The 24,722-nt window shown below is 26.8% G+C and carries 20 protein-coding genes; 3 read left to right on the plus strand and 17 right to left on the minus strand.

Annotation, left to right across the window (positions count from 1 at the left end; translation table 11 throughout):
• The first annotated feature begins 618 nt into the window (after positions 1-618).
• Positions 619-816 carry a hypothetical protein gene (locus MarbSA_RS03590; protein ID WP_054835806.1) on the plus strand — a complete coding sequence of 66 codons (198 nt, stop codon included), beginning with the start codon at positions 619-621 and terminating at the stop codon, positions 814-816.
• Positions 817-1,088: 272 nt separating this feature from the next.
• Here MarbSA_RS03590 and MarbSA_RS03595 read toward each other — a convergent pair whose 3' ends face one another.
• The 3 genes from MarbSA_RS03595 to MarbSA_RS03605 form a co-directional block, all read right to left on the minus strand.
• Positions 1,089-3,419, minus strand: a complete 2,331-nt coding sequence (locus tag MarbSA_RS03595; RefSeq protein ID WP_221061870.1) for a beta strand repeat-containing protein — start codon at positions 3,417-3,419, stop codon at positions 1,089-1,091.
• Positions 3,420-3,605: 186 nt separating this feature from the next.
• Positions 3,606-4,484, minus strand: a complete 879-nt coding sequence (locus tag MarbSA_RS03600; RefSeq protein WP_221061871.1) for a right-handed parallel beta-helix repeat-containing protein — start codon at positions 4,482-4,484, stop codon at positions 3,606-3,608.
• Between the two features lie 529 nt (positions 4,485-5,013).
• Positions 5,014-6,249 carry a phenylacetate--CoA ligase family protein gene (locus MarbSA_RS03605; protein ID WP_221061872.1) on the minus strand — a complete coding sequence of 412 codons (1,236 nt, stop codon included), beginning with the start codon at positions 6,247-6,249 and terminating at the stop codon, positions 5,014-5,016.
• 519 nt (positions 6,250-6,768) lie between these two features.
• On the opposite strand from MarbSA_RS03605, the gene MarbSA_RS03610 reads away from it, so the two are divergent.
• Positions 6,769-7,839: a class I SAM-dependent methyltransferase gene (locus MarbSA_RS03610; protein ID WP_054835502.1), complete on the plus strand. Its 1,071-nt coding sequence runs from the start codon at positions 6,769-6,771 to the stop codon at positions 7,837-7,839.
• Between the two features lie 155 nt (positions 7,840-7,994).
• On the opposite strand, the gene MarbSA_RS03615 is transcribed toward MarbSA_RS03610, so the two are convergent.
• Both MarbSA_RS03615 and MarbSA_RS03620 read right to left on the minus strand, forming a co-directional pair.
• On the minus strand, positions 7,995-10,091 hold the full coding sequence (locus MarbSA_RS03615; protein ID WP_221061873.1) for a heavy metal translocating P-type ATPase: 2,097 nt from the start codon (positions 10,089-10,091) through the stop codon (positions 7,995-7,997).
• 123 nt (positions 10,092-10,214) lie between these two features.
• On the minus strand, positions 10,215-10,487 hold the full coding sequence (locus tag MarbSA_RS03620; RefSeq protein WP_042701709.1) for a metal-sensing transcriptional repressor: 273 nt from the start codon (positions 10,485-10,487) through the stop codon (positions 10,215-10,217).
• Between the two features lie 344 nt (positions 10,488-10,831).
• On the opposite strand from MarbSA_RS03620, the gene MarbSA_RS03625 reads away from it, so the two are divergent.
• Positions 10,832-11,488, plus strand: coding sequence for a DUF998 domain-containing protein (locus tag MarbSA_RS03625; RefSeq protein WP_054835521.1), 657 nt, complete (start codon positions 10,832-10,834; stop codon positions 11,486-11,488).
• 124 nt (positions 11,489-11,612) lie between these two features.
• Here the strand turns inward: MarbSA_RS03625 and MarbSA_RS03630 are convergent, their stop codons facing one another.
• The 12 genes from MarbSA_RS03630 to MarbSA_RS03685 form a co-directional block, all read right to left on the minus strand.
• Positions 11,613-12,161 (minus strand): DUF2115 family protein, encoded by a 549-nt coding sequence (locus tag MarbSA_RS03630; RefSeq protein ID WP_221061874.1) that lies wholly within the window; start codon positions 12,159-12,161, stop codon positions 11,613-11,615.
• Positions 12,162-12,210: 49 nt separating this feature from the next.
• Positions 12,211-13,173, minus strand: coding sequence for an S-methyl-5-thioribose-1-phosphate isomerase (gene mtnA, locus MarbSA_RS03635; protein ID WP_221061875.1), 963 nt, complete (start codon positions 13,171-13,173; stop codon positions 12,211-12,213).
• Positions 13,174-13,334: 161 nt separating this feature from the next.
• On the minus strand, positions 13,335-14,567 hold the full coding sequence (locus tag MarbSA_RS03640) for a trans-sulfuration enzyme family protein (protein ID WP_197272555.1): 1,233 nt from the start codon (positions 14,565-14,567) through the stop codon (positions 13,335-13,337).
• 749 nt (positions 14,568-15,316) lie between these two features.
• Positions 15,317-16,183 carry a radical SAM protein gene (locus tag MarbSA_RS03645; RefSeq protein ID WP_221061876.1) on the minus strand — a complete coding sequence of 289 codons (867 nt, stop codon included), beginning with the start codon at positions 16,181-16,183 and terminating at the stop codon, positions 15,317-15,319.
• 457 nt (positions 16,184-16,640) lie between these two features.
• Entirely contained in the window at positions 16,641-17,198 is a 558-nt protein-coding gene (locus tag MarbSA_RS03650; RefSeq protein ID WP_042701725.1) for a methanogenesis marker 17 protein, read from the minus strand.
• Positions 17,199-17,373: 175 nt separating this feature from the next.
• On the minus strand, positions 17,374-18,615 hold the full coding sequence (locus MarbSA_RS03655; RefSeq protein ID WP_042701728.1) for a methanogenesis marker 15 protein: 1,242 nt from the start codon (positions 18,613-18,615) through the stop codon (positions 17,374-17,376).
• On the minus strand, positions 18,615-19,160 hold the full coding sequence (locus MarbSA_RS03660; RefSeq protein WP_054835234.1) for a methanogenesis marker 5 protein: 546 nt from the start codon (positions 19,158-19,160) through the stop codon (positions 18,615-18,617). Before MarbSA_RS03660 ends, MarbSA_RS03655 begins: the two co-directional genes overlap by 1 nt.
• 214 nt (positions 19,161-19,374) lie before the next feature.
• Positions 19,375-19,893, minus strand: coding sequence for a methanogenesis marker 6 protein (locus tag MarbSA_RS03665; RefSeq protein WP_221061877.1), 519 nt, complete (start codon positions 19,891-19,893; stop codon positions 19,375-19,377).
• 15 nt (positions 19,894-19,908) lie between these two features.
• On the minus strand, positions 19,909-21,456 hold the full coding sequence (mmp3, locus tag MarbSA_RS03670; protein ID WP_054835232.1) for a methyl-coenzyme M reductase-associated protein Mmp3: 1,548 nt from the start codon (positions 21,454-21,456) through the stop codon (positions 19,909-19,911).
• A gap of 23 nt (positions 21,457-21,479) precedes the next feature.
• Positions 21,480-22,454, minus strand: a complete 975-nt coding sequence (locus tag MarbSA_RS03675; protein ID WP_221061878.1) for a methanogenesis marker 2 protein — start codon at positions 22,452-22,454, stop codon at positions 21,480-21,482.
• Positions 22,455-22,601: 147 nt separating this feature from the next.
• Entirely contained in the window at positions 22,602-23,975 is a 1,374-nt protein-coding gene (locus tag MarbSA_RS03680; protein ID WP_082398081.1) for a DUF2117 domain-containing protein, read from the minus strand.
• A gap of 178 nt (positions 23,976-24,153) precedes the next feature.
• Positions 24,154-24,672, minus strand: coding sequence for a PIN domain-containing protein (locus MarbSA_RS03685; protein ID WP_394325790.1), 519 nt, complete (start codon positions 24,670-24,672; stop codon positions 24,154-24,156).
• Positions 24,673-24,722: the final 50 nt, after the last annotated feature.

Genomic DNA, 24,722 nt, shown 5'->3' on the forward strand with positions numbered 1-24,722 from the left:
AGAAATTAAATATTAAATACTAATATTATATATTAAATATTATACACTATGTACTATATATTATTTATTATATATTAACTATTAAATAAATAGATATTAAAATTATATATTTTTAAACATTAATAATAAGCTATTTTTTCTATTTTTAGAATTATTTATTAAATATTTACTATTTTTAGATATTTACTATTAATAATAAATTTATGTTCATTATATTAATTATTTTAAAGTTAGTATTTAGATTTAATATTTAATATGATTATTTATGTTGAAATACTATTAATATTGATATTATTAATATTAATAAATATTAAAATTAAAATTCTTGATTTTTTACTAAATACTAAAACAATTTAACTAAATTATGAATTATTTTATAATTAATTCTATTTCTATGAAAATTATATATTTCCAAAATATTCCATATAAAGCATATACTTATAAATATAAAGACCAATATAAATAAAATAAAAAAAGTGAATATTCACTTTATACACTTAAATTAGATGTAAATAATTGAATACAAATGATTAAATTTATGGTTTTTTATGATTTTTAACGAAATAAAAGATTATAAAAATTATAAGATATTTAGAAATATAAATGAAGGAAATATAAATGGAAAAAGATAAAAAAAAGAAAAATATATACTTCAATGAAGATAATAAAATTAATAAAAATAATAATAAAAGTAAGGAAGCTGATGAAAATAATAAAAATAATGAAACTAATGAAGTTAATGAAATTATTGGAAAAATCGTTTATATTATAATAATATTAATATGTATAAGTGGTATTATTACGTCTATTCTATAAAAACAATAATTTACAAATTTAAATAATAAAATAGAGAAAATTAAAAATAATATATAGCATCAAACCTGAAATTTTCTACTTATTAAAAGTTTTAAATCATGAAAAATTTCACCCTACATTTTAAAATTAAAACATATATAACTAGTTTATAAAAATGTTTAAAATAAAATTTTTAATAAATATAATCATAATTCTATAATTATCTTTAAAAATAAAAAAATGGAAGGAAAAAAGATAAATCCTTCTTAAACAATGTAAAAATTTAAGTATGTCTAATCTGGTTTCCTTCTTAAACTAACTATAAAAACACCTATCAACACTAAAACAACAAATATTACTGGAACTCCTGTTTTTTTCATAGAAGCAAAACCTGAATTACCAATAACATTAGCATAGTTAGTGTTATTAGTATGATTAGTACGGTTAGTATGGTTAGTATTGTTGGTATTGTTATTCTTTTTTACATTAAAGTTTAAATTATTAATGAAGCCAAAATAATTACTGTTTCCATTAAAAACCACTTTAACATCAGTTTTTCCTGTGTGAGTTGTTTTATATTTTAAACTCCAAAAACCATCAGAATCAGTTCTTAAAGTATAAACATTACCATCTACTGTAACAGTAATACTAACATCAGCTAATGGATTATTATTCTCATCAAAAGCTTCACCACTAATAGTTATAGTTTCACCCACTTTAACATCACTTGGAATATTAATACTGGAATTAGTAGCTAATTTATCAACATTAAAACTTTCATTCTCACTGAATCCATTGTAACGGTCATCACCTTCATAATTTAAAGATAAATCAAAGATTCCTGAGTGATTTGGAGTGTAAACAAGATTCCAAACACCATCTGAATTAGTTGTGATATTATATGAATCTGTTTCACCATTAATAATTAGCTCTAAATTAGCATTAGCTATAGGATTATCATTCTGATCAGTTAAAAGACCAGAAATTGAAACTGTTTGATTAATCTTAACAGTTCTAGGAATATTAATAGTAGAATTAGTAGCTAATTTATCAACATTAAAAATAGTAGTATTAGTAAAGCCAGTATAATTATCATTACCAAGATAACTAACAGTTACAGTAATGTTTCCTGTGCGATTAGTTAAATAAGTTAAATTCCAACCACCACCAGCACCAATAGTAACATTAAAATCATTACCATCAACACTAACAATTAAATATTCAGAGCCATCACCAACATAACCCACAAGCTGACCACTAATAAAAGCATCAGAACCAACATGAACATTATCCACACTGATGGTAGAATTAGTACTGTTTTTAAACACTTCAAAACTTGTATTATTAGTAAAACCATTATAATTATCATTACCAAGATAACTAACAGTTACAGTAATGTTTCCTATACGAATAGTAGTATAATTAAGATTCCAACCACCAGTACTATTAATATTAACTGATTGAGTGTTTCCATCAATATTAACATTAACACTACTAATACCAGTATAATTAGCTAACTGACCAGAAAAAGTAACATTCTCACCAATATTAACACTAGAATGATTAACAATTATAGTAGAATTAGTATCCAACTTACTTTCAGAAAATCTGAAATCCACATCCTGACTATCCAAAGTCGCAACAAAAACATTATCTCCAACGTTAGACACAGTCCAATTACCAGTAAAATTACTAGAATTATTAACATAAAAAGTCTGATTGTTATAAGTACCATTCACCACAAAATAAGGCAAATACTCAACACCATCATTAACAAGAGTAGTATTCAGCACTAAAAACGCAAAACTAACATCATCGCCAGGATGAAGATTATCCAAACTATTAAGATTAGTAACATTCAAAATAAAATGATTAACCGTATCAACACCTAAAGTTTTACCAGTTATATCATTAACACCCCACCAATTAAAATCAAAACTACTACCATTATAAAAACCAGTAATATTCACACCAACAGGAGCAATAATCCTATTATACTCAACAGTAACATTAACAAGAGAACCAACCTTAAGACCACTGAAATTCAAACCAGCATTAGTAGCAAAGATATTATTACCCTTGATAATAAAATCAGTCACATTAATAGCACCACTACCACCATTAACAAAATAAAAACCACTACCACCAGTAGCATTTATAGTATTATTCAAAAACATAACACTACTAATATTACCATTATTAGAATAAAAATTCACACCATAACTAACACCAGTAATGTTGTTGTTGGCGAAGGTTATATTGGTGTTGTTGCTGCTGTATACCCTCAGAAAAACACCATAGTATGATGTTCCTGTGATGTTGTTGTTGGCGAAGGTTATATTGGTGTTGTTGCTGCTGTCTGCATACAGAGTAACACCACGTGCTCCTAAGATATTGTTACCAATGAAAGATACATTGGTATTGTTACTCATGTATGCATACAGATAAACACCATAGTCTGTTCCTGTGATGTTATTGTTGGCAAAGGATATATTGGTATTGCTACTATTGTATGCCTCCAGATAAACACCACAGCTTGATGTTCCTGTGATGTTGTTGTGGTCGAATGTAAATTGTGAGTTATTACTATTGTATGCCCTCAGATAAACACCACCATAATTCATTCCTGTGATATTGTTGTGGTCGAATGTAAATTGTGAGTTATTACTATTGTATGCCTCCAGATAAACACCATCGCGTATTGTTCCTGTGATATTGTTGTGGTCGAATGTAAATTGTGAGTTATTACTATTGTATGCATCCAGATAAACACCTAGTGATGTTCCTGTGATGTTGTTGTGTAGTCTTGTTTATATGGTTGTGTTGTTATCGCTGTATGCAGCCAGAGCAACACCATAGTCTGTTCCTGTGATGTTGTTGTTGGCAAAGGTTATATTGGTGTTGTTGCTGCTGTATGCAGCCAGATAAACACCATTGTATGTTCCTGTGATGTTGTTGTTGGCAAAGGTTATATTGGTGTTGTTGCTGCTGGATGCATCCAGATAAACACCATCGTATGTTCCTGTGATGTTGTTTCCATCAAAAGTCAAATTATTAATACCCTTAGAATTAATACGAACACCATTAGAATTACTAGTACCATTACCACGTATACTATTATTAATAAAAGAAACAAAAGAAATAGCCATACCATTACCATTAACAAAAACAGCACCATAATAAATATTACTAACAGAAGAAACAATAACATTATCCTCAATAATTATATTCGTTAAATTATCACCACTACTACTAATATTAATACTAATACCACTAGTAGTAATATTATTACCAGTAACCGTTAAATCACTACTATTACCAACAATAGCACTAGTATAACCAGTGATAGTTAAATTAATAAGTCTAACATGAGATGCAGTGATATTAAACAAAACACCTCCTGATCCAGAGATATTAACATTACGATTTTTACCAATTATAGTAGCATTACGAGACACATTAATCCGATCAAAAGTATAATTACCATCAGCCAGATTAATCACTAATTCATCATCAGTATCATTATCAATAACACCCTGAAAATCACTAGTAGTATTATCACTAGTGAAATTATATTCAGCTGCACTAACACTAGACAGACAAAACAATAACAAGAAAGCTAAAACCATTACAAATGAAATAAAACACCTATCCCTAAACAAAATACTTTTCATAATTTTATTTTTCATCATCTTTTTTTTCACCTCCTGATCTAATCAATCAGATATAATAAAAATAGTAACAAAATGAAAATGAACACTCACTATGTTACAATATAATAATATAAAAATACCCCTATATAAATATAACTACCTAAAATCAAAAAACAATAGCTGCCCCCCCCCCCTTCCTCTAAACTAAAAATAAAAGAAAAATAAAAAGTAAAATAAATATTAAAAAAATAAAACCCTATTTAATAAAAAAATAACAACAGAATACACAGGAATTAGAATATACAGATCATCCCCAAAAAACAAAACCAATCAAAATATAAAATATAAAATATAAAACAAGAAAAATTTAAAAATAAAAATATGAAAAATTAGAATTACAATTCTAGACTTAAAAAATTTTACTTTATAACATTTCAAAACGGTTAATTTATCGTTAAATTCAATTCCAAAGGTTTAAAATCCTATTTTAAAAATTTTCAATTTTGATCTAAGTATAAAATTTAATATCTAATACTCTAAATAAAATACAATGAATATATAAAAATCAATATCTATTATCAAATATTCTAGTTGATTTTTTTTCGTTTCGAGGGAGATCTCCAATATTTACTGGTTTTACCTGAATTTTAATCCCTATATCATTTTTAAATTGTTCTTGAATTTCTCTTTCTAATTCATATTTATTAAAATTAGTTTTAACCTCAACAAACAATGTACAGATATCTCTTTCATTTAAATGATCAATCATAAATTGATATTCACTAGAAGCACCATCAATTTTAGCTAAAACATTATCAATTTGACTAGGAAAAATATTTACTCCCTTCACTTTAACCATATCATCAGTTCTTCCAATTAAAATATCTATTCTTGGATATTTACTACCACATTCACAAACATCAGGAATAATACGAGTTAAATCATGAGTACGGTATCTTATAAGTGGAGCTCCTTCTTTTTTTAAAGTAGTTATTACTAATTCACCCACTTCTCCATCAGGGAGAACTTCCCCTGTTTTTGGGTCAATAATTTCAAAGTAGAGATAATCATCCCATAAGTGCATTCCTGACTTGTATTCACAGCTAATTCCAATCCCAGGACCATATATTTCAGTCAAACCATAAATATCATAAAGTTCAACTCCTAATTCATTAGCTATGCGCTTACGCATTTTTTCTCCCCATCTTTCAGAACCAATGATCCCTTTTTTAAGATGGATTTGATCATTAAGATCTCTTTTAGATATTTCTTCAGCTAAAAGAAGTGCATAAGAAGAAGTTGCACAAAGAACAGTAGATTTTAAATCTATCATCATTTTTAGCTGTTTATCTGTGTTTCCAGGACCCATAGGTATAGTCATTGCCCCTAATCTTTCAGCCCCACTTTGAAACCCAATACCTGCAGTCCACAAACCATAACCTGGAGTAATATGTATTATATCCTTATCAGTAACTCCAGCCATCTCATAACATCTTTTAAACATAACAGTCCAATCTTCAACATCTTGAGCAGTATAAGGAATTATTACAGGAGTTCCAGTTGTTCCAGATGACGAATGAATCCTAACAACTTCTTCATCAGGAACTGTTTGTAATCCAAGAGGGTAAGCTTCCCTCAAATCATTTTTATCAGTAAATGGTAATTTTTCAAAGTCTTCCTGAGTTTTAATTAATCTACTATATTTAAACTTATCTCTATAAAAATCTTTTTTGTAGTTAGCTTTTTTTAGTCTCATTAATTGTTTATTTATTAGTTTCAACTGATATTCATTTAGTTTCATTATATTTATCCCTCATTTGTTTTTCTAAATTCCCCATCAAATGTTTCTACCTTTTATATATTGGATTTTATAGGTTAAAATAATTATATGTTAATTTCTAAAACTACATAATATTTATCATTCTAAACTACATATTATTTATTATTTTTTAAAATTTATTATTTCTCAAAATATGATTTTTAAATATATCAAAATAGACAAAAGATATTTAATAAGATTCTAATAAAATATCTAAAATGAGATTTAAAAGGATATCTAATAAGATATCTAATAAAATACCCGATAAATATCTAATAAACTATCTAATAAATTATTTAAAAAATTATTTAAAAATAAAATAAAGCCTATTTTTTGTTATTTATAAAATTAAAATTAAATAAAATAAAAATAATAAATTATATACAAGATTTTCAAAATGAAATAACCAATTAAATATACAAAGATATAATATAAAATATTAAAACAATTAACATTACTATTAAAATAATCTAACCTTTCTTTATTTAAATAAGTGATATTATGTTAACAATTAAAGTTCCATTGAAACATATAGAAGAAGTTCGTGAAATATTAATGGAAACAGAAATCATATCAAGAAACTACAAGATTCTTACTGAGGGTAACTTTGGTTACATTCCAATAAATAAAAAAATATCAAATGTTAAACTTAAAGAAAATATTGAAAAAGAATTAAAAAAAAGTACAAAAGAAAAAATCCATTTTGAGATAGTTGATAAAAATTTAAAAGAAGTCAAAAAGAAACCTAGAAGTCTTACTGAACATCTTAAAGGGAAGCTAACAGAAAAAGAGATTGAAGACTTAAAAACTTCTTTTGATATAATAGGAGATACAGTTATTCTTGAAATACCTGAAGATTTAGAAAATCAGAAGAATGTCATTGGAGATGCAGCACTTGCATTTACAGGACGAAAATCTGTTTTTATGAAAAAAAGTGCAGTTGAAGGAGTAACAAGAACACGAAAATTAGAACTCATAGCTGGAGAAGATATTTACGAAACAATACATAAAGAACATGGAGTTAGGCTTAAGTTAGATGTTAAAAAAGTTTATTTTTCACCGCGATTAGCTACTGAAAGAAAAAGGTTAGCTAAACAAGTGAAAGATGGAGAAATTATTTTAGATATGTTTGCAGGAATTGGGCCATTTCCAATTCTAATAGCAAAGAAACATGAAGTAGATATTTATGCAACCGATATAAATAAAGAAGCTATAAAATACATGGAAAATAATATAGAAATTAATAAACTCAAAGGAAAAATACGCCCTATTTTAGGAGATGTAAACAAAATAGCTGAAGAAAAATTTATAAAAGAAAATATAAGATTTGATAGAATTATAATGAACTTACCAGGAACTGCAAAAGACTTTTTAGAGTTAGCTATGACACTTGTTAATAATGAAGGGATTATTCATTATTACGAGTTTTCTGATGGGTATGAATCAGCTATTAAAAGAATAGAAAAAATAGCTAAAAAGCAAAATAAAAATTTCAAGATTTTAAATACTCGTAAAGTGAAATCAAGTAGTCCAAAAGAGTGGCATATTGTTGTTGATGCTCAAATACAATAATATACTATAATGTACTATAATATAATGTAATATAATTTACTATAATATAATTTACTGTAATATATGTATTATAATATTACCTATATACATCCTATAGAATATATCCAATGGATATTATACGTATATTCCCCAATAACCTATGAAATCTTACGATACTATGATATTCCACTAGATTTCCATTTTAATAGAAGTGACGAATATATAACAACCAATACAGAACCAACATTATGAACCAATGCACCAGTAATAGGATCTAAAATACCTAACATTGCTAAGATTATAGCTACAAAATTTAAGCTAAGAGATATTATTATATTAATATTAATTGTTTGCATTACTTTTTTTGAAATTCCTAAAAGATGGGGTATTGACTTAATATCATCCCCAACAAGTGCTATATCAGCTGCATCAACTGCGATATCACTGCCAATTCCTCCCATAGCTATTCCAACATGGGCTTTTTTAAGTGAAGGTGCATCATTTACACCATCTCCAACCATAGCCACAAATTCATTTTTTATATCTTGATAACCATCTATGACTTTCATTTTTGTTTCAGGAAGAGAATCATAATACAATTGATCAATTCCTACTTGATCTGCCATATGTTTAGCTGGTTTTTCAGTGTCTCCAGTTAGAAGAACAGGATTTAAATCAAGTTCTTTAATATGATTAATAGTTTCTTTTGCATCTTCTCTTAAAGAATCTCCTAAAATTAATGCTCCTCTAAGGTTATTATTAATAGCAATATAAATAATAGTAGCTCCATTATCAATAAATGATAGAAGATTGTTTTTTACCCATAATTGATCAATTTCAACATCTGATTTAGAAATTAAAAGTTCTTCATTTCCAGCTAAAACTTCTTCACCATTAACTAATCCTTTAACACCTTTTCCAATAATCATTTCAAAATTATCTACATTTAAAAAGATTGTACCATTATTACCAGAGTCTTTTGAATCATTATTATAATTACTATAATTATTATAATTACTATAATTATTTAAATTCTTATAATAATTAACAATAGCTTTTCCCAGAGGATGTTCAGATTTATTTTCTAATGAAGCTAATATTTTTATTAGAGAATTATTATCCATATTTTCATTATTTGAATCATTGAATTTAAATTTATTATCCACATCTTGATTAGATGGTTCATTAGATGGTTCACTGAGTTCATATTGATTATTTATATCATCATCAATTGAATCATTTATATTATAATCAAGTGATTCATTGGATTTATATTCAATAAGATCAAGAACTTCAGGTTTACCATAAGTCAAAGTTCCAGTTTTATCAAAAAGAATATTTTTAATTTTTGATAAACGTTCAAGAGCATCTCCTTCTTTAATTAATACTCCATATCTAGTTAAATTTCCAATAGCTGCCACAATTGCTGTAGGAGTAGCTAAAACAAGAGCACATGGACAAAATACAACCAAGACTGTAACAGACCTGATTATCTCACCTGTGAGGAAATAAGTGCCAATTGCAGCTGAAAGTGCAATCACTACAATCCAAGTGGCCCATTTATCAGTAAGTCTGACAATTTTAGATTTATCAGCATCAGCTGATTCAACTAAGTCAATCATTCTTTGAAGAGAACTATCTTTTCCAATTTTAGTTGCTTTCATAACAAAAGAACCAAACTGATTTACAGTTCCACTGAAAACTTCATCCCCCTTAATTTTATCTATTGGAACTGGTTCTCCAGTCATAATCGATTGATCAATTGAAGTTTCTCCATTAATAAGTTCCCCATCAACAGGAACAGTTTCCCCAGGTAAAACTTGAATCAAGTCACCAATTTCAACTTTTTTAGCATCAATAATTTCTTCATTGGTAACTCCATTTTTATTAGAAACTCGTCTAGCTGTTCTTGGTGTTAAATGAACTAATTTTTCAATTCCTGCTCTAGATCTAGCTACAGTAAATTCTTCTAAAAGTCCACCTATAGCCATGATAAAAGCTATTTCACCTGCAGCAAATATTTCACCGATGATAATAGAAGCTATAAGTGCAATAGAAACAAGAAGGTCTGCTTTTATATCAAACTCTGTAACTAAGCCAACAATTGCATCTTTAATAATTGGTAATCCACAAAGTAAAATCGCTATCCAAGATAAATCGATTGGACCAATGGTGAATACTTTAAAAAAACTTAATATCAAAGCTATAGCTGAAACAATAAGAAAAATTACTGATTTTTTTTCTTCATATATAAAGCTAATTTCATCTTCCATTTTAAAAAACTCCAATAATTATTTATTGAAAATAATTTGATATTCCTAAATATAGATATATGGGTATAGGGGTATAGGTATAGATAATAAATAAAAAAAATATATAGATAAATGTGAAGATTACTAAAGTCTTGAGAAGTATTCTATAGCTTTTGTAAAATCTTTAATAGTTTGTTCAGAATCTCCAGTTTCAATTCCTTCTTTAACACAATGATTAAGATGACCTTCAAGAACAATTTGTCCAACTTTGTGTAATGCAGATTTTGAAGCATTAATTTGCATTATAATATCTTCACAAGGAACATCTTCATCAATCATCCGATCAATAGCATTTAATTGCCCAATAATCTTCTTTAATCTTCGATGAAGGTTATCAGAATCCATACATTTTTTCATTTTTAATCACCAAATAATAATTATTTATATCAAAAATACTTCTTATAAAAATAATAATATTTATAACAATAATAATTATTAAGATTTATTAATTTAGTTGTTAAATTACTTTTTTAATAAATCGGTTTTTATATTACAAATATATCGATTCTATTTAAAATTTTAAATTAAAATTTTTTAAATTAAAATTCTAAAATCCTATAAAAAATACCTATAGGAGTATGAGTATAATTATTAATAATAATTGTATTTAAATGTTTTCATAAAAATCTAAAAAGTTTCATATTATTATTCATATTATTATAAAGAAAATAATAAATATAAAAAAAACTAGAAAAAATATAATGAAAATAAAAGTACTACAAGCTTTTGGAATGGTAAGTGTAGTTTTTTATTTTATTCATGTTTTCTTAGGACAAGCTCTTTGGAAAGAATATAATCCCATAACAACAGATATAAGCTCATTAACAGCTATAGGATCACCAAATTCAGAATTAATTGGAATTTTCACATTAATATATGGCATATGTGCAGTTATATTTGCAATAGGAATCGTGACAGAATCATTTAATAGAAAATATAGCCACATTACTAAATTAGGATTTATATTCCTATTAGCTATGACAATAATATCACTTATAGGATATGCACTATTCCCTTTGTCTCCAGATAAAACTGCACTAAGCTTTCAAAACATAATGCATATTATTATAACTGGAATAACAGTACTTCTTACAATTTTATTTTTGTTCTTTATAGGAATTGGTTTTATAAAAAAAGAGAAATTTATAAAATTAGGGAAAATATCAATAATAGCAGCCATTCTAATAATCATATTTGGAGTTTTAAACCCAATTTCAGTAGCATTAGGCTTGAATATTTTAGGATTAACTGAAAGACTTGTTGTTTTCACATTAGAGATATTTATATTCTTTTTATCATTTATATATACATTTAATATAGAATCATTTTTAACTAAAAAGAAAGATAGTTCTAATTAAAAAAATATTTTTAGCTAAAAAACATTTCTATAACTATAACTTTTAAAATATTCTTCTATAACTATAACTTTTAAAATATTAATATTTTTAAAATATTATCACATTTCAATCTTTAAAAAATTCTTTAAAATTGATCTTGTTTACAAACACAAAAAACACATAATGAATTTGGGTTATTAATCTGTTTTTTCTTAACAGGACAAAAAAATTCTCCATTTTCATTCCTTATTTTTAAATTTTCACCAGGAAAGATGGTTCCAACAGGATGAATTGGTTTTTCAATTAAAAAAGAAGAATATAATGTGACTAATATTGAAATTAAGTTAAACTTGTCTTCCCCTTTATATAAATTATCATAATTTAAAAATTTAGTAATATTAGAAATAGCTTTATTAAATTTATTTTTATCAATTTTAGTATGATAAACATTATTATCTTTTTTTATTTCATTTATTCTAAGTAATTGAGAAAGTATAGATTCAGTATAATGGTCTTTATACTTATCTTGAATATGTTTAAAGTCATCTCTAAGAAATGTACTCATACCCATAATTGTATTGATAGAAACATTCTTAGATCCCTCCTTTAGAATTTTAAAAAGATCCATAGCTTCAATTGGATCATTTTCTCCTAATTTTTTTAACTTATTTAATAATTGTTCTGTTTCATTCATATAATGCCCTTTATAAATGAGATAGTTTTTTTATCAAAAATGCAATTTATTAATACTTTAATTTTTGAAAAAACTCTTTAAAATTGTCCAAATCAATTATTCCTTTTTCAGTAATTACACCAGTAATTAAATCTTTTGGAACAATGTCAAATGCAGGATTTCTAACCTCAGTTCCTTTTGGACAGATACGACATCCTCCATAATGGGTTACCTCTTCAGGACCCCTTTCTTCTATTTCTGTATCGTAAATTGAAATTTCACGATCAAAGGTACTGAGAGGAGCTGCAACATAAAAAGGAACATGGAAACGTTTAGCAGCTAGCGCCACCATTAAAGATCCAATTTTGTTAGCTATACCATCATGAGCTACTCTATCTGCACCAATAACAACCTTATTAATCTCATTTTGTTGCATCAAATAACCTGCAGCTACATCAGGAATTAATTTTACAGGAATACCTTCTTGTTGCATCTCCCAAACACTAAGACGAGCTCCCTGACCAAGAGGACGAGTTTCATCACAAATAACATTAATATCTTTGCCTTCATTAAAAGCAGACCTAACAACACCTAGAGCAGTACCATAATCAACACAAGCTAAAGCTCCAGCATTACAATGAGTCAAAATAGTGTCTCCATCAGATATAACTTCAGCACCATACCTACCAATAGCTAAATTAGTTTCAATATCCTCTTTATACATTTCTAAAGCTTCATCAAGAATATTATCACTAGAAAGTACCCTATCAACAGCCCAAAAAAGATTGATAGCTGTTGGCCTCGCTGCTTTTATTTCTTTAGCTACTTTTTCCAAATTTTCACCTGCAATATCCCCAAGAACCATTCCAAAAGCAGCAGCTACACCAATAGCAGGAGCTCCCCGAACAACCATTGTTTTAATAGCTAATATAACATCTTTATAATTTTTACATTCAAAGTAAGTTAAATCATCAGGTAATTTAGTTTGATCTATGAGTATTAATTTGTTATCTTTCCATTCCATGGTTTTCATAATGATACCTACCAAATAATAATCTAATTAACATTAATAAATATTATTATAGTTTACACTACTAATAAAATTTTCATTTATACAATTTTATGAAATAAAAATAAAAAACAACCCAAATAAAAAACAATCCAAATAAAATAAAATCTAAAATAAAATAAAATCTATAAAAGACCAGTTTTGATTAAAGCTTGATTAATATCATTAATTAAATCATTCGAATCTTCTAAACCAACACTAAAACGAAAAAATCCATTACTGAACTCTTCTGGATATAAGTATTGTCTTTCATCATCTTCACCAATAAAAACAATTAAACTTTCATCATGACCAAGAGAAACAGCTGATGTAATTATATTTAAATTACTAACAAACTCATTATGTTTATCATGACTTGTATCTAATCCAAAAGATAAAACACCCCCAAAACCAGAATCCATTTGTTTAACTGCAATATCATGATTTTTATGAGAATTTAATCCAGGATAAGCTACAAAAGTGACAATAGATAAACTTTCCAAAAATTTAGCTAATTTGAAAGCATTTTTATTATGCTGTTCCATTCTCAAAGGAAGAGTTACAGCACCTCTCATTATAAGCCATGCATTAAAAGGACTTATTGTTCCACCAAGATTAACTTGAGAGTCTCTTCTTATTATATCCAAATATTTAGCTTTTCCAGATATTGAACCTCCCATAGAATCTCCATGACCATTAATATATTTAGTAAGACTTTCAATTGAAAAATCTGCACCAAGTTCAATAGGTCTTTGATTATAAGGAGAAGCTAAAGTATTATCAACTGAAACAAGTATATCATTTTCATGAGCTATTTTAACAATTTCGGAAATATCAACAATAGATAATGTTGGATTTCCAGGAGTTTCAATATGAATTAATCTAGTATTATCCTTTATTGCAGATTTAACATTTGCAATATCGCTAGTATCTATAATAGTAGTTTCAACTTTAAATTTTTTATTAAATAGCTCATTTAAAAGTCTATAGACTGCAATATATGTAACATTTGAAAATATCACATGATCACCAGTTTCTAAAAGAGAAAAAAACAAACCAGATAATGCTGCAACTCCACTTGAAAGTACAATACAATCCTCAGCATTTTCAAGAGAAGCAATCCTTTTTTCTAAGTACTTTTGATTTGAACCACCATTTATTGTGTAAATATTATCATCAACACCACTCCAATTTAAAACACTTGGATCATAAGGCAATTTATAGCTATTAGCCATAGTTATAGGTCTTTTAATAGCATTTGTATCTTTATCAATATCATTTCCAATATGAATAGCTCTTGTTTGGAAACTTAGCTTTTTATTATTTATTTCATCGGTTATTTCATTCTTTATTTCTTTTTTATTATTTTTCATTATCATAAATAACATCAAATTCAATTTATTTTTAAAATAATTATTAAATATAACAATAGTTATATTTTTTATTAAATATATCTTTCGTTGAATTTATAATAATAAAAAAAAATAATAATAAAATTAGTAATAAAAAATTAATAATATTAATATAAAAAACAAATTAAAAAGGATAGAGGCTTTATATGAATAAAAGATAGTTATTCATTAAAACCTCTGAGTCATTAATAACACAATTTTTATATTATTTTTTATAATTAATATATTTTTCTATTTTTATTACAATAATAATATATATTAATATAGTAATACTTTTATACTTTAATAATATAATATTATATTGCAGTATCACTAACTTTAAAAAACATTGATTATATTTAGGGAGAAGAGTCATTAATAACATAAAAATCAATGAACCTTCTCACTAAGCTTTGAGGAGGTGATACTCATGGAATCAAGAAGAACCCTATTTATTTATAATTTAAAATTTGTTTTTAAATTTAAAAAATTTTTTATTTTTTATATTTTAAATAAATATTGTATAGTTAATCTTGAAATTATGATCTGTATCATAATACTTCTTAAATTAGTAATATAATATATTAAATTAATGATATTAATCTAAGAAGATAAAGTTGGTGTTCTGCACCATTTATAGAAAATAAAATATAGAAAAATAATAAATGAAAAAATAAATAACTAAAAAATAAAGTAATAAAAATAAGAAATGAAAAATAAATAAAAAATTTAATATATTAATAATGACTTGCAGGAGTCATTCCTAAATGTTTATCCTCACTTTTTTTACCAGGAATTCCATAAGCATCAGCTCTACATTGAGTACAAGCTCTAAAAACTGGTAAAATTTCTTCAACTTCATCCCTAACTTTTTCAATCTCAGCACAAGTAGGACGAGGATAATCTTTCATTTTATTTAAAGGAATAAGCGGAAGGACATTCATAAGAGAAGCACCTCGTTTTTTAACTTCTTTAGCTATTTCAACGATGTGTTCATCATTTAATCCTGGAATTAAAACACTATTCACCTTAATAATCACTCCAAGATTACTTAATTTTTCAATTCCTTCAAGCTGGTTTTTAATCAGAATTTCAACAGCTTCTTTTCCTTTGTAGATTTTACCATTGTAGTTAATAAAAGTATAAATATCCTTAGCAATTTCAGGATCAACAGCATTAACAGTAACAGTAACTGTATTAACTCCTAGTTCAGCTATTCTTTCGGCGTAATCAGGAAGTAAAAGGCCATTGGTACTCATACACTTAATTAAATCAGGATTAGTTTTACCTAATTTTTCAAAAAATTCAAATGTAGCTTCATTAGCTAATGAATCTCCAGGTCCAGCTACACCAACCACAGCTATTGGTCCTTCTTTAGTCACATTTTCAACATGTTCTATTGCATCATCTGTATCCATAACACAAGAAGCAACACCAGGTCTAATTTCATCTTGGTTGATGTCTCTTGTACAAAAATTACAATAAATATTACATTTAGGAGCGATAGGGACATGAGCCCTACCTACTTTATCATGCATTTTCTCATTAAAACAAGGATGAGCCTTAGTTACATGAGCAAAACGACTACCTTTAAGTTCTTCCATAATGTCACCTTATAACAGATTAATAATGATAAAATTCTATATATTAAATCTTATATCTAATTTTATTATATAATTCTTAAATTAATTTCTTAATTTACTTAATTACTTAATTTAATTTTATTATATAATTTTATCATTTTATTATGTTTAATTCTATATTCAATAATTCTCTTAATTAAATAACTCTAAAAAATATCTTTTAATACTCTAACAAATCTCTCTTAATTAAATAATTCTAATAAATTTAATAGTTTTATAATAATTAAATTATAATAAAAATATATTATATAAATAATATTTATTTAAAACTATTAATATATATGTTGTAACTGCCTATTAAATTTTGTTATAATTAAGACGAACAAAATAAATATTATAACTAGTTTTCAATGAAAATTTTATAAAATAATTTATTATAAATATAATGTATTATACAATGATTTATTATAACTGATATTTAGGAAGATGTTAACTCTTCAACATATTTTAAGCCCTTATCCAACCATTCATCTTTAATTAACTCATCAGTACAAACAATAGCAATAACATCATCTTTTGAAATATCCCTAATTATTCTAAATCCTTCTGGAATTATTCTGAATATTGCATCATAAACTCTCTTTTTTAAATTTTCATAAGGGTCATCAATAACAAGATTATTCAAATTATCTTCTTTGCCTTCAAGAATAAAACTAAAACGGTCTGGTTGATGAACATTTTCCCTTCCTTTTTCAAGCCATAATTTTTTTAAAATATTTGGAAGGTAATTTTCATCTTTTACTCTAATTATAGTCTTATTTGACTCTTTATCATATTCAATAGAAGTCACATCACCTAACATAGTAAAATTAGAGGTTTTATCCATTTTAATAGCTAAAATAAATACAACCTCCTTAGGATCAACAAAAACTCTCATATCTTTAACAGAAGGAGAAAGTTGAAGGTCTTGAAAGATTTGTTTTATTATCATCTCATAGACCTTTGCACCCTCTACATCTGTAGACTCAACAAGCATAAAATTCACCTAAAGAATTCATATAAATATTATAGAAATATCATCCATATCATACAAATATCATCTAAATATTATGTAAATATTATGTAAATATTATGTAAATATTATGTAAATATTATGTAAATATTATGTAAATATTATCTAGATATCATTTAAATATTATTTAAATATTATTCTATTTATTCTCTTGACGTTTACCCATTCCAGAAACTAAAAGTGCAGAACCGACAGCACCAATATGTTGAGAATACTCAGGAACTATAACATCAATACCACCAAGAGTTTCACTAACAGCTTTAACAAGTCCAGAGATAAGAGACGTTCCCCCAACTTGAATCAAAGGTTCCCTAATATCAATTTCCTGTAATTGTTGTTCATACACCTGTTCAGAAACAGAACGGCATGCAGCTGCAGCAACATCAGCTTTAGAACCTCCAGCAGCAAGAGTAGTAACTAAATCTTGAATACCAAATACAATACAATAACTATTTAACATAGCTTTTCTATAATCGCCTTTCATAGCTAAGGGACCAAGTTCAGTAATATCAACATCTAAACGACGGGCAGTCATCTCTAAAAACCTTCCAGAAGCACCTGCACAAATACCACCCATAGTAAAATTATCTGGAATTCCATCATTAACAGTAATAACTTTATTATCCATTCCACCAATATCTAATACTGTTGCATCCCCTTTTTGATGATCTGCAAGATAAACTGCTCCTTTGGCATTTACAGACAATTCTTCCTGGACCAGCTCAGCTTTCATATTTTTTCCAATTGTGAGACGACCATAACCAGTAGTTCCAATACCTTCAACATCATCAAGAGTATAACCAGTACCTTCAAAAGCTTCATCAGCAGCACTATACACAGATTCCATAATATCTTTAGTAGGAGTCCAACCAGTTCCAATAACTTTATTATTCTCCATTAAAACAACTTTTGTAGTAGTAGAACCAGAATCAACACCCAAAGTTAATCCTTCTTGTTTTTCACGAGCTAAAATACTTCTTCTTGCAACAGATGTTGTTAATGCTTCCATACGGATAAATAATTCATCTGCTTTTGTTCTTTCAGTAAATGAGTATGTTACAACAGGAATCCTAGTATTTGCCTGAATAAATCTCCTTACTTCATTTCTGACTAATGCCCCTTCTGCACATCTAAAACAAGTAGCTATAAAAACAGCATCAGCTTTACTTTTCCCCTCAACGATTGACATAGCTCTTGCAATCATGAGTTTTAAACTAGAACTTTCAGCAGAAAAACCAAACTTTTTATATGCTTCATCAATATAATCAAGATCAATTTCAGGAATAACAATCTCTGAGCCAAATGTAGTAGCTGCCTTTTCTATCTCTTTTTGAATACCACTATATTCTGTACCACAAGAAATTAAAGCTATTTTAACCATTATTCATCCTCCTTTAGCTCTTTATTTGATGAAATATCCGATATATCTGAATCTTCTAATGTTTCTGAGTTTTCTGAAGTTTTTGAAGATTCTGAAGATTCTAAAGATTTTGGAAGAGAATCTAGAAATGTATTTATTTTATTAACCATATCAGTAGTTTCATCCTTATTTTTAGGGTATTTTAACTCAAGAGTTGGAACTCCTCTTTTTCTAAGGTTGAATATAGATAATTCATTTGTTCTTGCACAGCCAATACACCCAAATCCAAATGGAGCATCTTCAACAATGATAGCTGCTTCAGCTTCCTCAATTAAAGGTCCAATAAGAGACATTCTTCCACGCACACCAGATGGAACCTCAATAGCTGCATATTTTAATCCCTTAATCGGATCCTCTTCAGTAAGATTCATAGGAGGAGAATCAATATCAGGATCTTTAACTTTTTTTCTAACAGCTTTTTGGAGAGCTAGAACTTCATGTCCTTTTCTCTCAATTAAATCTGCTAAAATTAATGAATTTGGTGGGAATATAGCTACCTTTACCATTTTATCACATTTTAATATATTAATAATTATTTTTATAAAGTTTTTTATTTCTATAATAAATTATTTCTAAAATTTGTTATTTTTATAAAGTATATTTGTATAAAATTTATTTAATTATAATTAGCTTTTAGTTAGTTATATCTTTTATCTACTTATCTTTTTATCTAATTATATCTTTTATCTAATTACAATTATCTAATTTAGGTTTTAGTTATTATTTTTTATTTTCAGAGCGTTTTTTATCTTTAATATCATCTTTATCGAGTTTTTCTTCCTCTAAACATTCTTTCATAATTTTTTCAAATTCTTCTAAAGGAACACAAGTTTCTTCTTCAAGAGAAACTTCTTTTGGATTTTTTAAAGCATCCGAAACAAAGCCTAAAAGTTTAAACTCTTTTTCCATCTGATGAAATCCTTCTCTAGGACCTTTTCTATGGCCTCGACATCTTCTTGGATCTCCAGGAGGAAATCCCCTATCTTTTGTAAAAATATTGTAGGGATCCATTTTTCGAACCTCTTTAATAGCAGTTATAACATCTTTTTCTTTTCCACTAACCATAGCACCATAGCAAGTTTGTTTAATAGTAAGAGGTAAACCTAATAGATGCATCTGATTTACAATCTCACTTTCACTAACATTAGCTTTAGGACCTAAAATAATCATTCTTGTAACAACTTCAGGATCTTTATCTTCCCTGCCAAGATCTGGGTTAATACATACATTTTCAACCATAATATCCATTCCGATTTAATTAATTCTCTTAATATAAAGATATTCTCCTTCTTTCAAATTTTCAAGAGGTTTTAAATCAGTTGTTATCTTTCCAACAATATTTGTTGCATTAAATGGTTCTGCAGTTGGACCAAACTCATCATTACTCTCAAATCTAACTCCTATTAAACCAACATTCTTTTTAGACATATTAGTAATACCAATTCTTCCTGCTTCAATACAAGCACTCGGAACATTTTCAGGAACTAAGCCTTTTGCTTCTTTAGCATCACCTTCAAATATTGATATTTTCATACCAGGAAATGCAAAATGCACTTTTAAAATACCAATTGGTTTTTCAACTAGTCCTGTAATCTTTTTAAAGTACCATGATGATCTTGGAGCTTCGTCTTCACCATCATAGATTTCTATTAAAGCTAAATCATCTTTATTAATACCTTTTGTTTTAACCTTACCTTCTTTTATTATTTCAATAGAAAATTTTGGTTCTTGTTCCACTATCAATGCATCATCATCTAAAACACCAACTCTTTCATGAGTTACACCAATAGATTTTAAATAATCCTCTGCTTCCTTTTGAGTCATAGATAACGTCATTATTCTTTCAGGATTAGATCTAATCGTGATTTTATCTTTGTAATTAGCTATATCTAATAATTCCATCCCTTTTTCTACCGAAGCAACATTAGTATGATGAGGAGATTTAACTCTATCCTCCCTATAAACAAAAACTTTACCAATACCCTTACCAGCATTTCTTATAGTAACAGTACCCCTCTTTCTCATAGTTATATCTTCAGAAGGTTTTCCTAAACCTTGAAGAGAATAAAAACCAACAAAAGAATTTGATTCATAATCAACAGATATATTACCTGATTCAATCAAAGAAAATAAATGTTCACAAGATTCAGGAGAATTATCATTAGGTTTAAGAGAAACATAAGTAAATAATTGGTTGCCTTCCTCCAAAATAGTGTTTAAATCAGAAATAGATGCACTATCAGTAATACTACTTCTTTCAATAAGAGGTTCAATAGAAATAACATTATCATTAGAGTCTAAAAGCCTTAAAGTTCTTTTACCACCAACAATTCTAGCGAACACTCCTTTATTATAGTTTGGAACACCATAAACAGCAGAATGATCTTCTTTAGCTAAAATTATATGTGTTGATTCATTACTAAATCCTGATAAACTTAATATAACATCCCCTTCTTTATATTTATTTTCATCCATACTTGGTTCTAAGTCTGTTATAATAGGCCCAACAGCTACTTCATTTGAGGAAGTCCATCTAATAGAAGAATCTTCAAAATCCTTATATTGTTTTTTCCAAACCTCAACAAGTTTTTCTGCTTCTTTACTATCGTCCATCTCAATTATTATGCTTCCTTTTGGAGTTTTAAGTTTATATTTATTAATGTTTTTTTCAAATTCTTTTTTACCTTTGATAAGGCAAATTATACTTCCATCATCGTAAGGAACATTTGAAAAATCTATTGCTTCTCTTATAGTAGACCCATTAGGAAGATCTAGATCCTCTCCATTAATTTTTACTAGCATAAAACCACTCGACACATATAAAATTAATTAATCTTAAGAACTGGATTTTTATCCTGGTCAAAAAGAACCATTTCCTCAGTTTCACTCGATAAATAAAGCTTTTTCTCACTAATTACTTCCCCAACAATAGAAGCAGTGATAGAAACCTCATCTAACAAATTTATCAATTCTTCAGTATTTTTTTCCTTAGCAGTTAAAACAAAACCTGCTCCAGGATATGATTTTAACCATTCTTCCCAGTTAACATCTTCATTTCTGGGAATTTTATTCAGCTCAACTCTTCCACCAACACCAGAGGATTCAAGTAACATTTCCAATGTTCCAAGAGTTCCAGGATTACTTATATCTTTTCCACCAGTAACCAAATCTTTTTCAGCAATTTCCTTCATAGCTATTAGCTGATCCTGTACAAGTTTCTCATCCTTAAAATAGGTCGTATCCCAATTAAGATTAAAACTAGGGTGTTGTCTTCCATCTAAATCAATAGCAACAATAATCTTATCTCCAACATTTGCTCCAAAGCTAGTTATGATTTTATCTTTCTTAGCTATTCCAACAATTGCTACATCAAGAGCATTATACTCAGTATCAGGATGTAAATGTCCACCAACCATTGGGACATTGAACTTTTTACAACCATCTTTAATTCCATCTATAAGACCATTAGCTATATTTTCATTATTAATAGAAAGTATATTAACCATTGCTATTGGTTTAGCTCCCATAGCTGCAATATCATTAACATTAACCAATACAGAACAATAACCCGCCCAGTAAGGATCTGCATCCATTAGCTTTCCCCAAATTCCATCAGCAGCAAATAAGACTATATTTCCATCTCCAAGATCGATAGCTGATGCATCATCTCCAAAATCAAGTAAAGTTTCACCAGAAACATTATAAACTTCTTTTAATTTGTTAGTTATGCTTTCTATAGATTTTTTTCTAGAAACTCCCTCAAAATCTTGAAGAGATTTTACAAGATCTGCTAACTCCAAAACCACACCTCATTACTTTGAATCAATAAATACAATCATATGATTAATCATTATTAGTAATATTAATTCTTATAATATTAATTATTACTAGTATTATTACATATTAATATAGTTATTACTAATATAAATAATAAATACAAGAAATATTTATTCTTTAATTATATATTCCGAAGTAATATTATTTACTATTTTAATTAATTCTTTTTTAAATTCTTTAATTTTATAAGTTTTTAATCTATTTATAGAAACATTATCCACATTTTCTATTGAACCAATATCTAGATTAATACAATTTTTTGAATTAAAAACTTCTTTAAAAATGGATTTACCAACAATATCATCCAAACCATGTTCCAATTCAATAACACTAGACCCATTAGCAATATAACCATTTTCAACTACTTTATCAATATCACCATCAGTGATACCAATAACTGGAACATTAAACCTATATAAAATATCAGAGGCAACAAGAGTAGTATCATCTCCAATAGTAACAACAAGATCAATATTTTTTAGTTTATAGATATCTTCAGCAGCATGATCTAAAAAAGCTACTTTGACATGATTATTTTCAACTTCATTAGATGAAGAACCTTTAAAATCTTTCAATATTCTAGGATTTGGATTTGTTTTTCTAAGAAGTCCTGTTTTAACCACAGCCTTATTAATATCAACGACCCCTAATTTTTCGATACCATGTTTTTTGATTTCACCACCAATAATATCAACTATTTGACCATCTTTAGATATTAATGACAGATTTTCAGAATTAGATTTACCAACTACAATACCATTGACAAATATATTCTCATTAGGACTAACTCCATGAATATATCTAACCTTTTCTCCTAAATCACTAGTTTCCAAATCATTTTCTAATTCTTTTTTAATTAATTCTCTTTTAAAATAGTTATCTATAACTAATCTAGGATTTAAAACATTTAAATTTAATAACTTAGACAATTTTAAAGATAAATCTGAAGATAAATTTTCATTTGAGTCTAAAGATATATTCTTTGAATTTAAAGATATATATTTATTTGAATCTAAAAATATATCTTTATTTGAGTCTAAAAATAAATTTTCATCTAAATCAGAATATATACCTTCATCTGAACTATTCCAAGAAATTATAGATCCATCGTTTTCTCCAGGTCTTTCGATTTGAATAAATGGTATCTTTGAAAGTCTATTTTCATTAATGGAATCATTATTAAAAAATGATTTATTGAAAACTTTATACCCAAAAGTATGTCCTGTAACTGAAGACTTACCATAATTAAGAAGAAATATTACATCCATACCTTCCTCTAAAAATAATCTTACAGATTCACTAGGAAGCCTTTTAGCTGAAATATCAATCAAATTTTCAAGAGAGGCATCAATAACAGCAGTTCGACCCATCGTACCACCTAATCTACAATATACACTACCAAAATCTTTTAAAATCTCTATGATTTTTAAAGCATACCCAGAATCGATCATATTAGGTCCATGTACAACAATTCCAATCTTCATTTTATAACCAAATTTATAATTAATAAAAAATCACAATTTACAATAGTCCACAATTTATAAAAAGATTCATAAATCATGCCAAATCCCAATTATAACTAAATCAATATATTACTATAATTAAATCAAGAGATAATTATAAATAAATAGATGATTATAACTAAATCAATATATAATTAATCTAATCTAGTTTTATCCTTTTTTTAAAGATCTTTGATCCACAAATCTCACAAACTTCATCATCATAATTATCAGGATATTCTTTCCTACATCCTTGACAAATTTTCTTCCAATTATATATTCCTTTAATTCCTTCAGTTAATACACTCCTATAAGGGATATTCATAATTTTAAGAACATTTTGAATAGAATAATCATCTGTAACAACTTTTATTTGTTTTCCTTGATTTGAAAAATCAATAGCTAATGCTAAAAGTTTTTTATCTACATTTGAAAGTCTTAAAGTATCTCCAGAAGAAGAAATAACATTATTGAGCTCATTGATACTTAAATCATCAGGCTCAACAATAAATAGAATATTATCATCTATAGCTTGATCAAAAATCATTTTAGACTTTAAATCTTTAACTTCCTCACTTATTTCAGATATAGTAAAGTTTAAAGAATTTTTTAATTCAAAACCTCCAATAAAAGCAGAAGCATCTAAAATATAATAAATATTTTTATCCATTTTATCCATAGTATCATTATGTTACTAAAAATAAATAAACTTAATTAAATTAGTATTAT

The sequence above is a fragment of the Methanobrevibacter arboriphilus genome, from assembly GCF_019669925.1.
In the GTDB taxonomy this organism is placed as follows: domain Archaea; phylum Methanobacteriota; class Methanobacteria; order Methanobacteriales; family Methanobacteriaceae; genus Methanobinarius; species Methanobinarius arboriphilus_A.

Bases quoted from the DNA above. Each gene is read 5' to 3' on its own strand.
- MarbSA_RS03630 (WP_221061874.1), bottom strand. From the start codon at position 12,161: ATGAATGAAACAGAACAATTATTAAATAAGTTAAAAAAATTAGGAGAA.
- MarbSA_RS03680 (WP_082398081.1), bottom strand. From the start codon at position 23,975: ATGAAGATTGGAATTGTTGTACATGGACCTAATATGATCGATTCTGGG.
- MarbSA_RS03610 (WP_054835502.1), top strand. From the start codon at position 6,769: ATGTTAACAATTAAAGTTCCATTGAAACATATAGAAGAAGTTCGTGAA.
- MarbSA_RS03615 (WP_221061873.1), bottom strand. From the start codon at position 10,091: ATGGAAGATGAAATTAGCTTTATATATGAAGAAAAAAAATCAGTAATT.
- MarbSA_RS03685 (WP_394325790.1), bottom strand. From the start codon at position 24,672: ATGGATAAAATGGATAAAAATATTTATTATATTTTAGATGCTTCTGCT.
- MarbSA_RS03650 (WP_042701725.1), bottom strand. From the start codon at position 17,198: ATGCTTGTTGAGTCTACAGATGTAGAGGGTGCAAAGGTCTATGAGATG.
- MarbSA_RS03645 (WP_221061876.1), bottom strand. From the start codon at position 16,183: ATGGAAGAACTTAAAGGTAGTCGTTTTGCTCATGTAACTAAGGCTCAT.
- MarbSA_RS03620 (WP_042701709.1), bottom strand. From the start codon at position 10,487: ATGAAAAAATGTATGGATTCTGATAACCTTCATCGAAGATTAAAGAAG.
- MarbSA_RS03600 (WP_221061871.1), bottom strand. From the start codon at position 4,484: ATGAAAAATAAAATTATGAAAAGTATTTTGTTTAGGGATAGGTGTTTT.
- MarbSA_RS03605 (WP_221061872.1), bottom strand. From the start codon at position 6,249: ATGAAACTAAATGAATATCAGTTGAAACTAATAAATAAACAATTAATG.
- MarbSA_RS03590 (WP_054835806.1), top strand. From the start codon at position 619: ATGGAAAAAGATAAAAAAAAGAAAAATATATACTTCAATGAAGATAAT.
- MarbSA_RS03665 (WP_221061877.1), bottom strand. From the start codon at position 19,893: ATGGTTGAAAATGTATGTATTAACCCAGATCTTGGCAGGGAAGATAAA.
- MarbSA_RS03595 (WP_221061870.1), bottom strand. From the start codon at position 3,419: ATGAATTATGGTGGTGTTTATCTGAGGGCATACAATAGTAATAACTCA.
- MarbSA_RS03640 (WP_197272555.1), bottom strand. From the start codon at position 14,567: ATGATAATGAAAAATAATAAAAAAGAAATAAAGAATGAAATAACCGAT.
- mtnA (WP_221061875.1), bottom strand. From the start codon at position 13,173: ATGAAAACCATGGAATGGAAAGATAACAAATTAATACTCATAGATCAA.
- MarbSA_RS03625 (WP_054835521.1), top strand. From the start codon at position 10,832: ATGAAAATAAAAGTACTACAAGCTTTTGGAATGGTAAGTGTAGTTTTT.
- MarbSA_RS03655 (WP_042701728.1), bottom strand. From the start codon at position 18,615: ATGGTTAAAATAGCTTTAATTTCTTGTGGTACAGAATATAGTGGTATT.
- mmp3 (WP_054835232.1), bottom strand. From the start codon at position 21,456: ATGCTAGTAAAAATTAATGGAGAGGATCTAGATCTTCCTAATGGGTCT.
- MarbSA_RS03660 (WP_054835234.1), bottom strand. From the start codon at position 19,160: ATGGTAAAGGTAGCTATATTCCCACCAAATTCATTAATTTTAGCAGAT.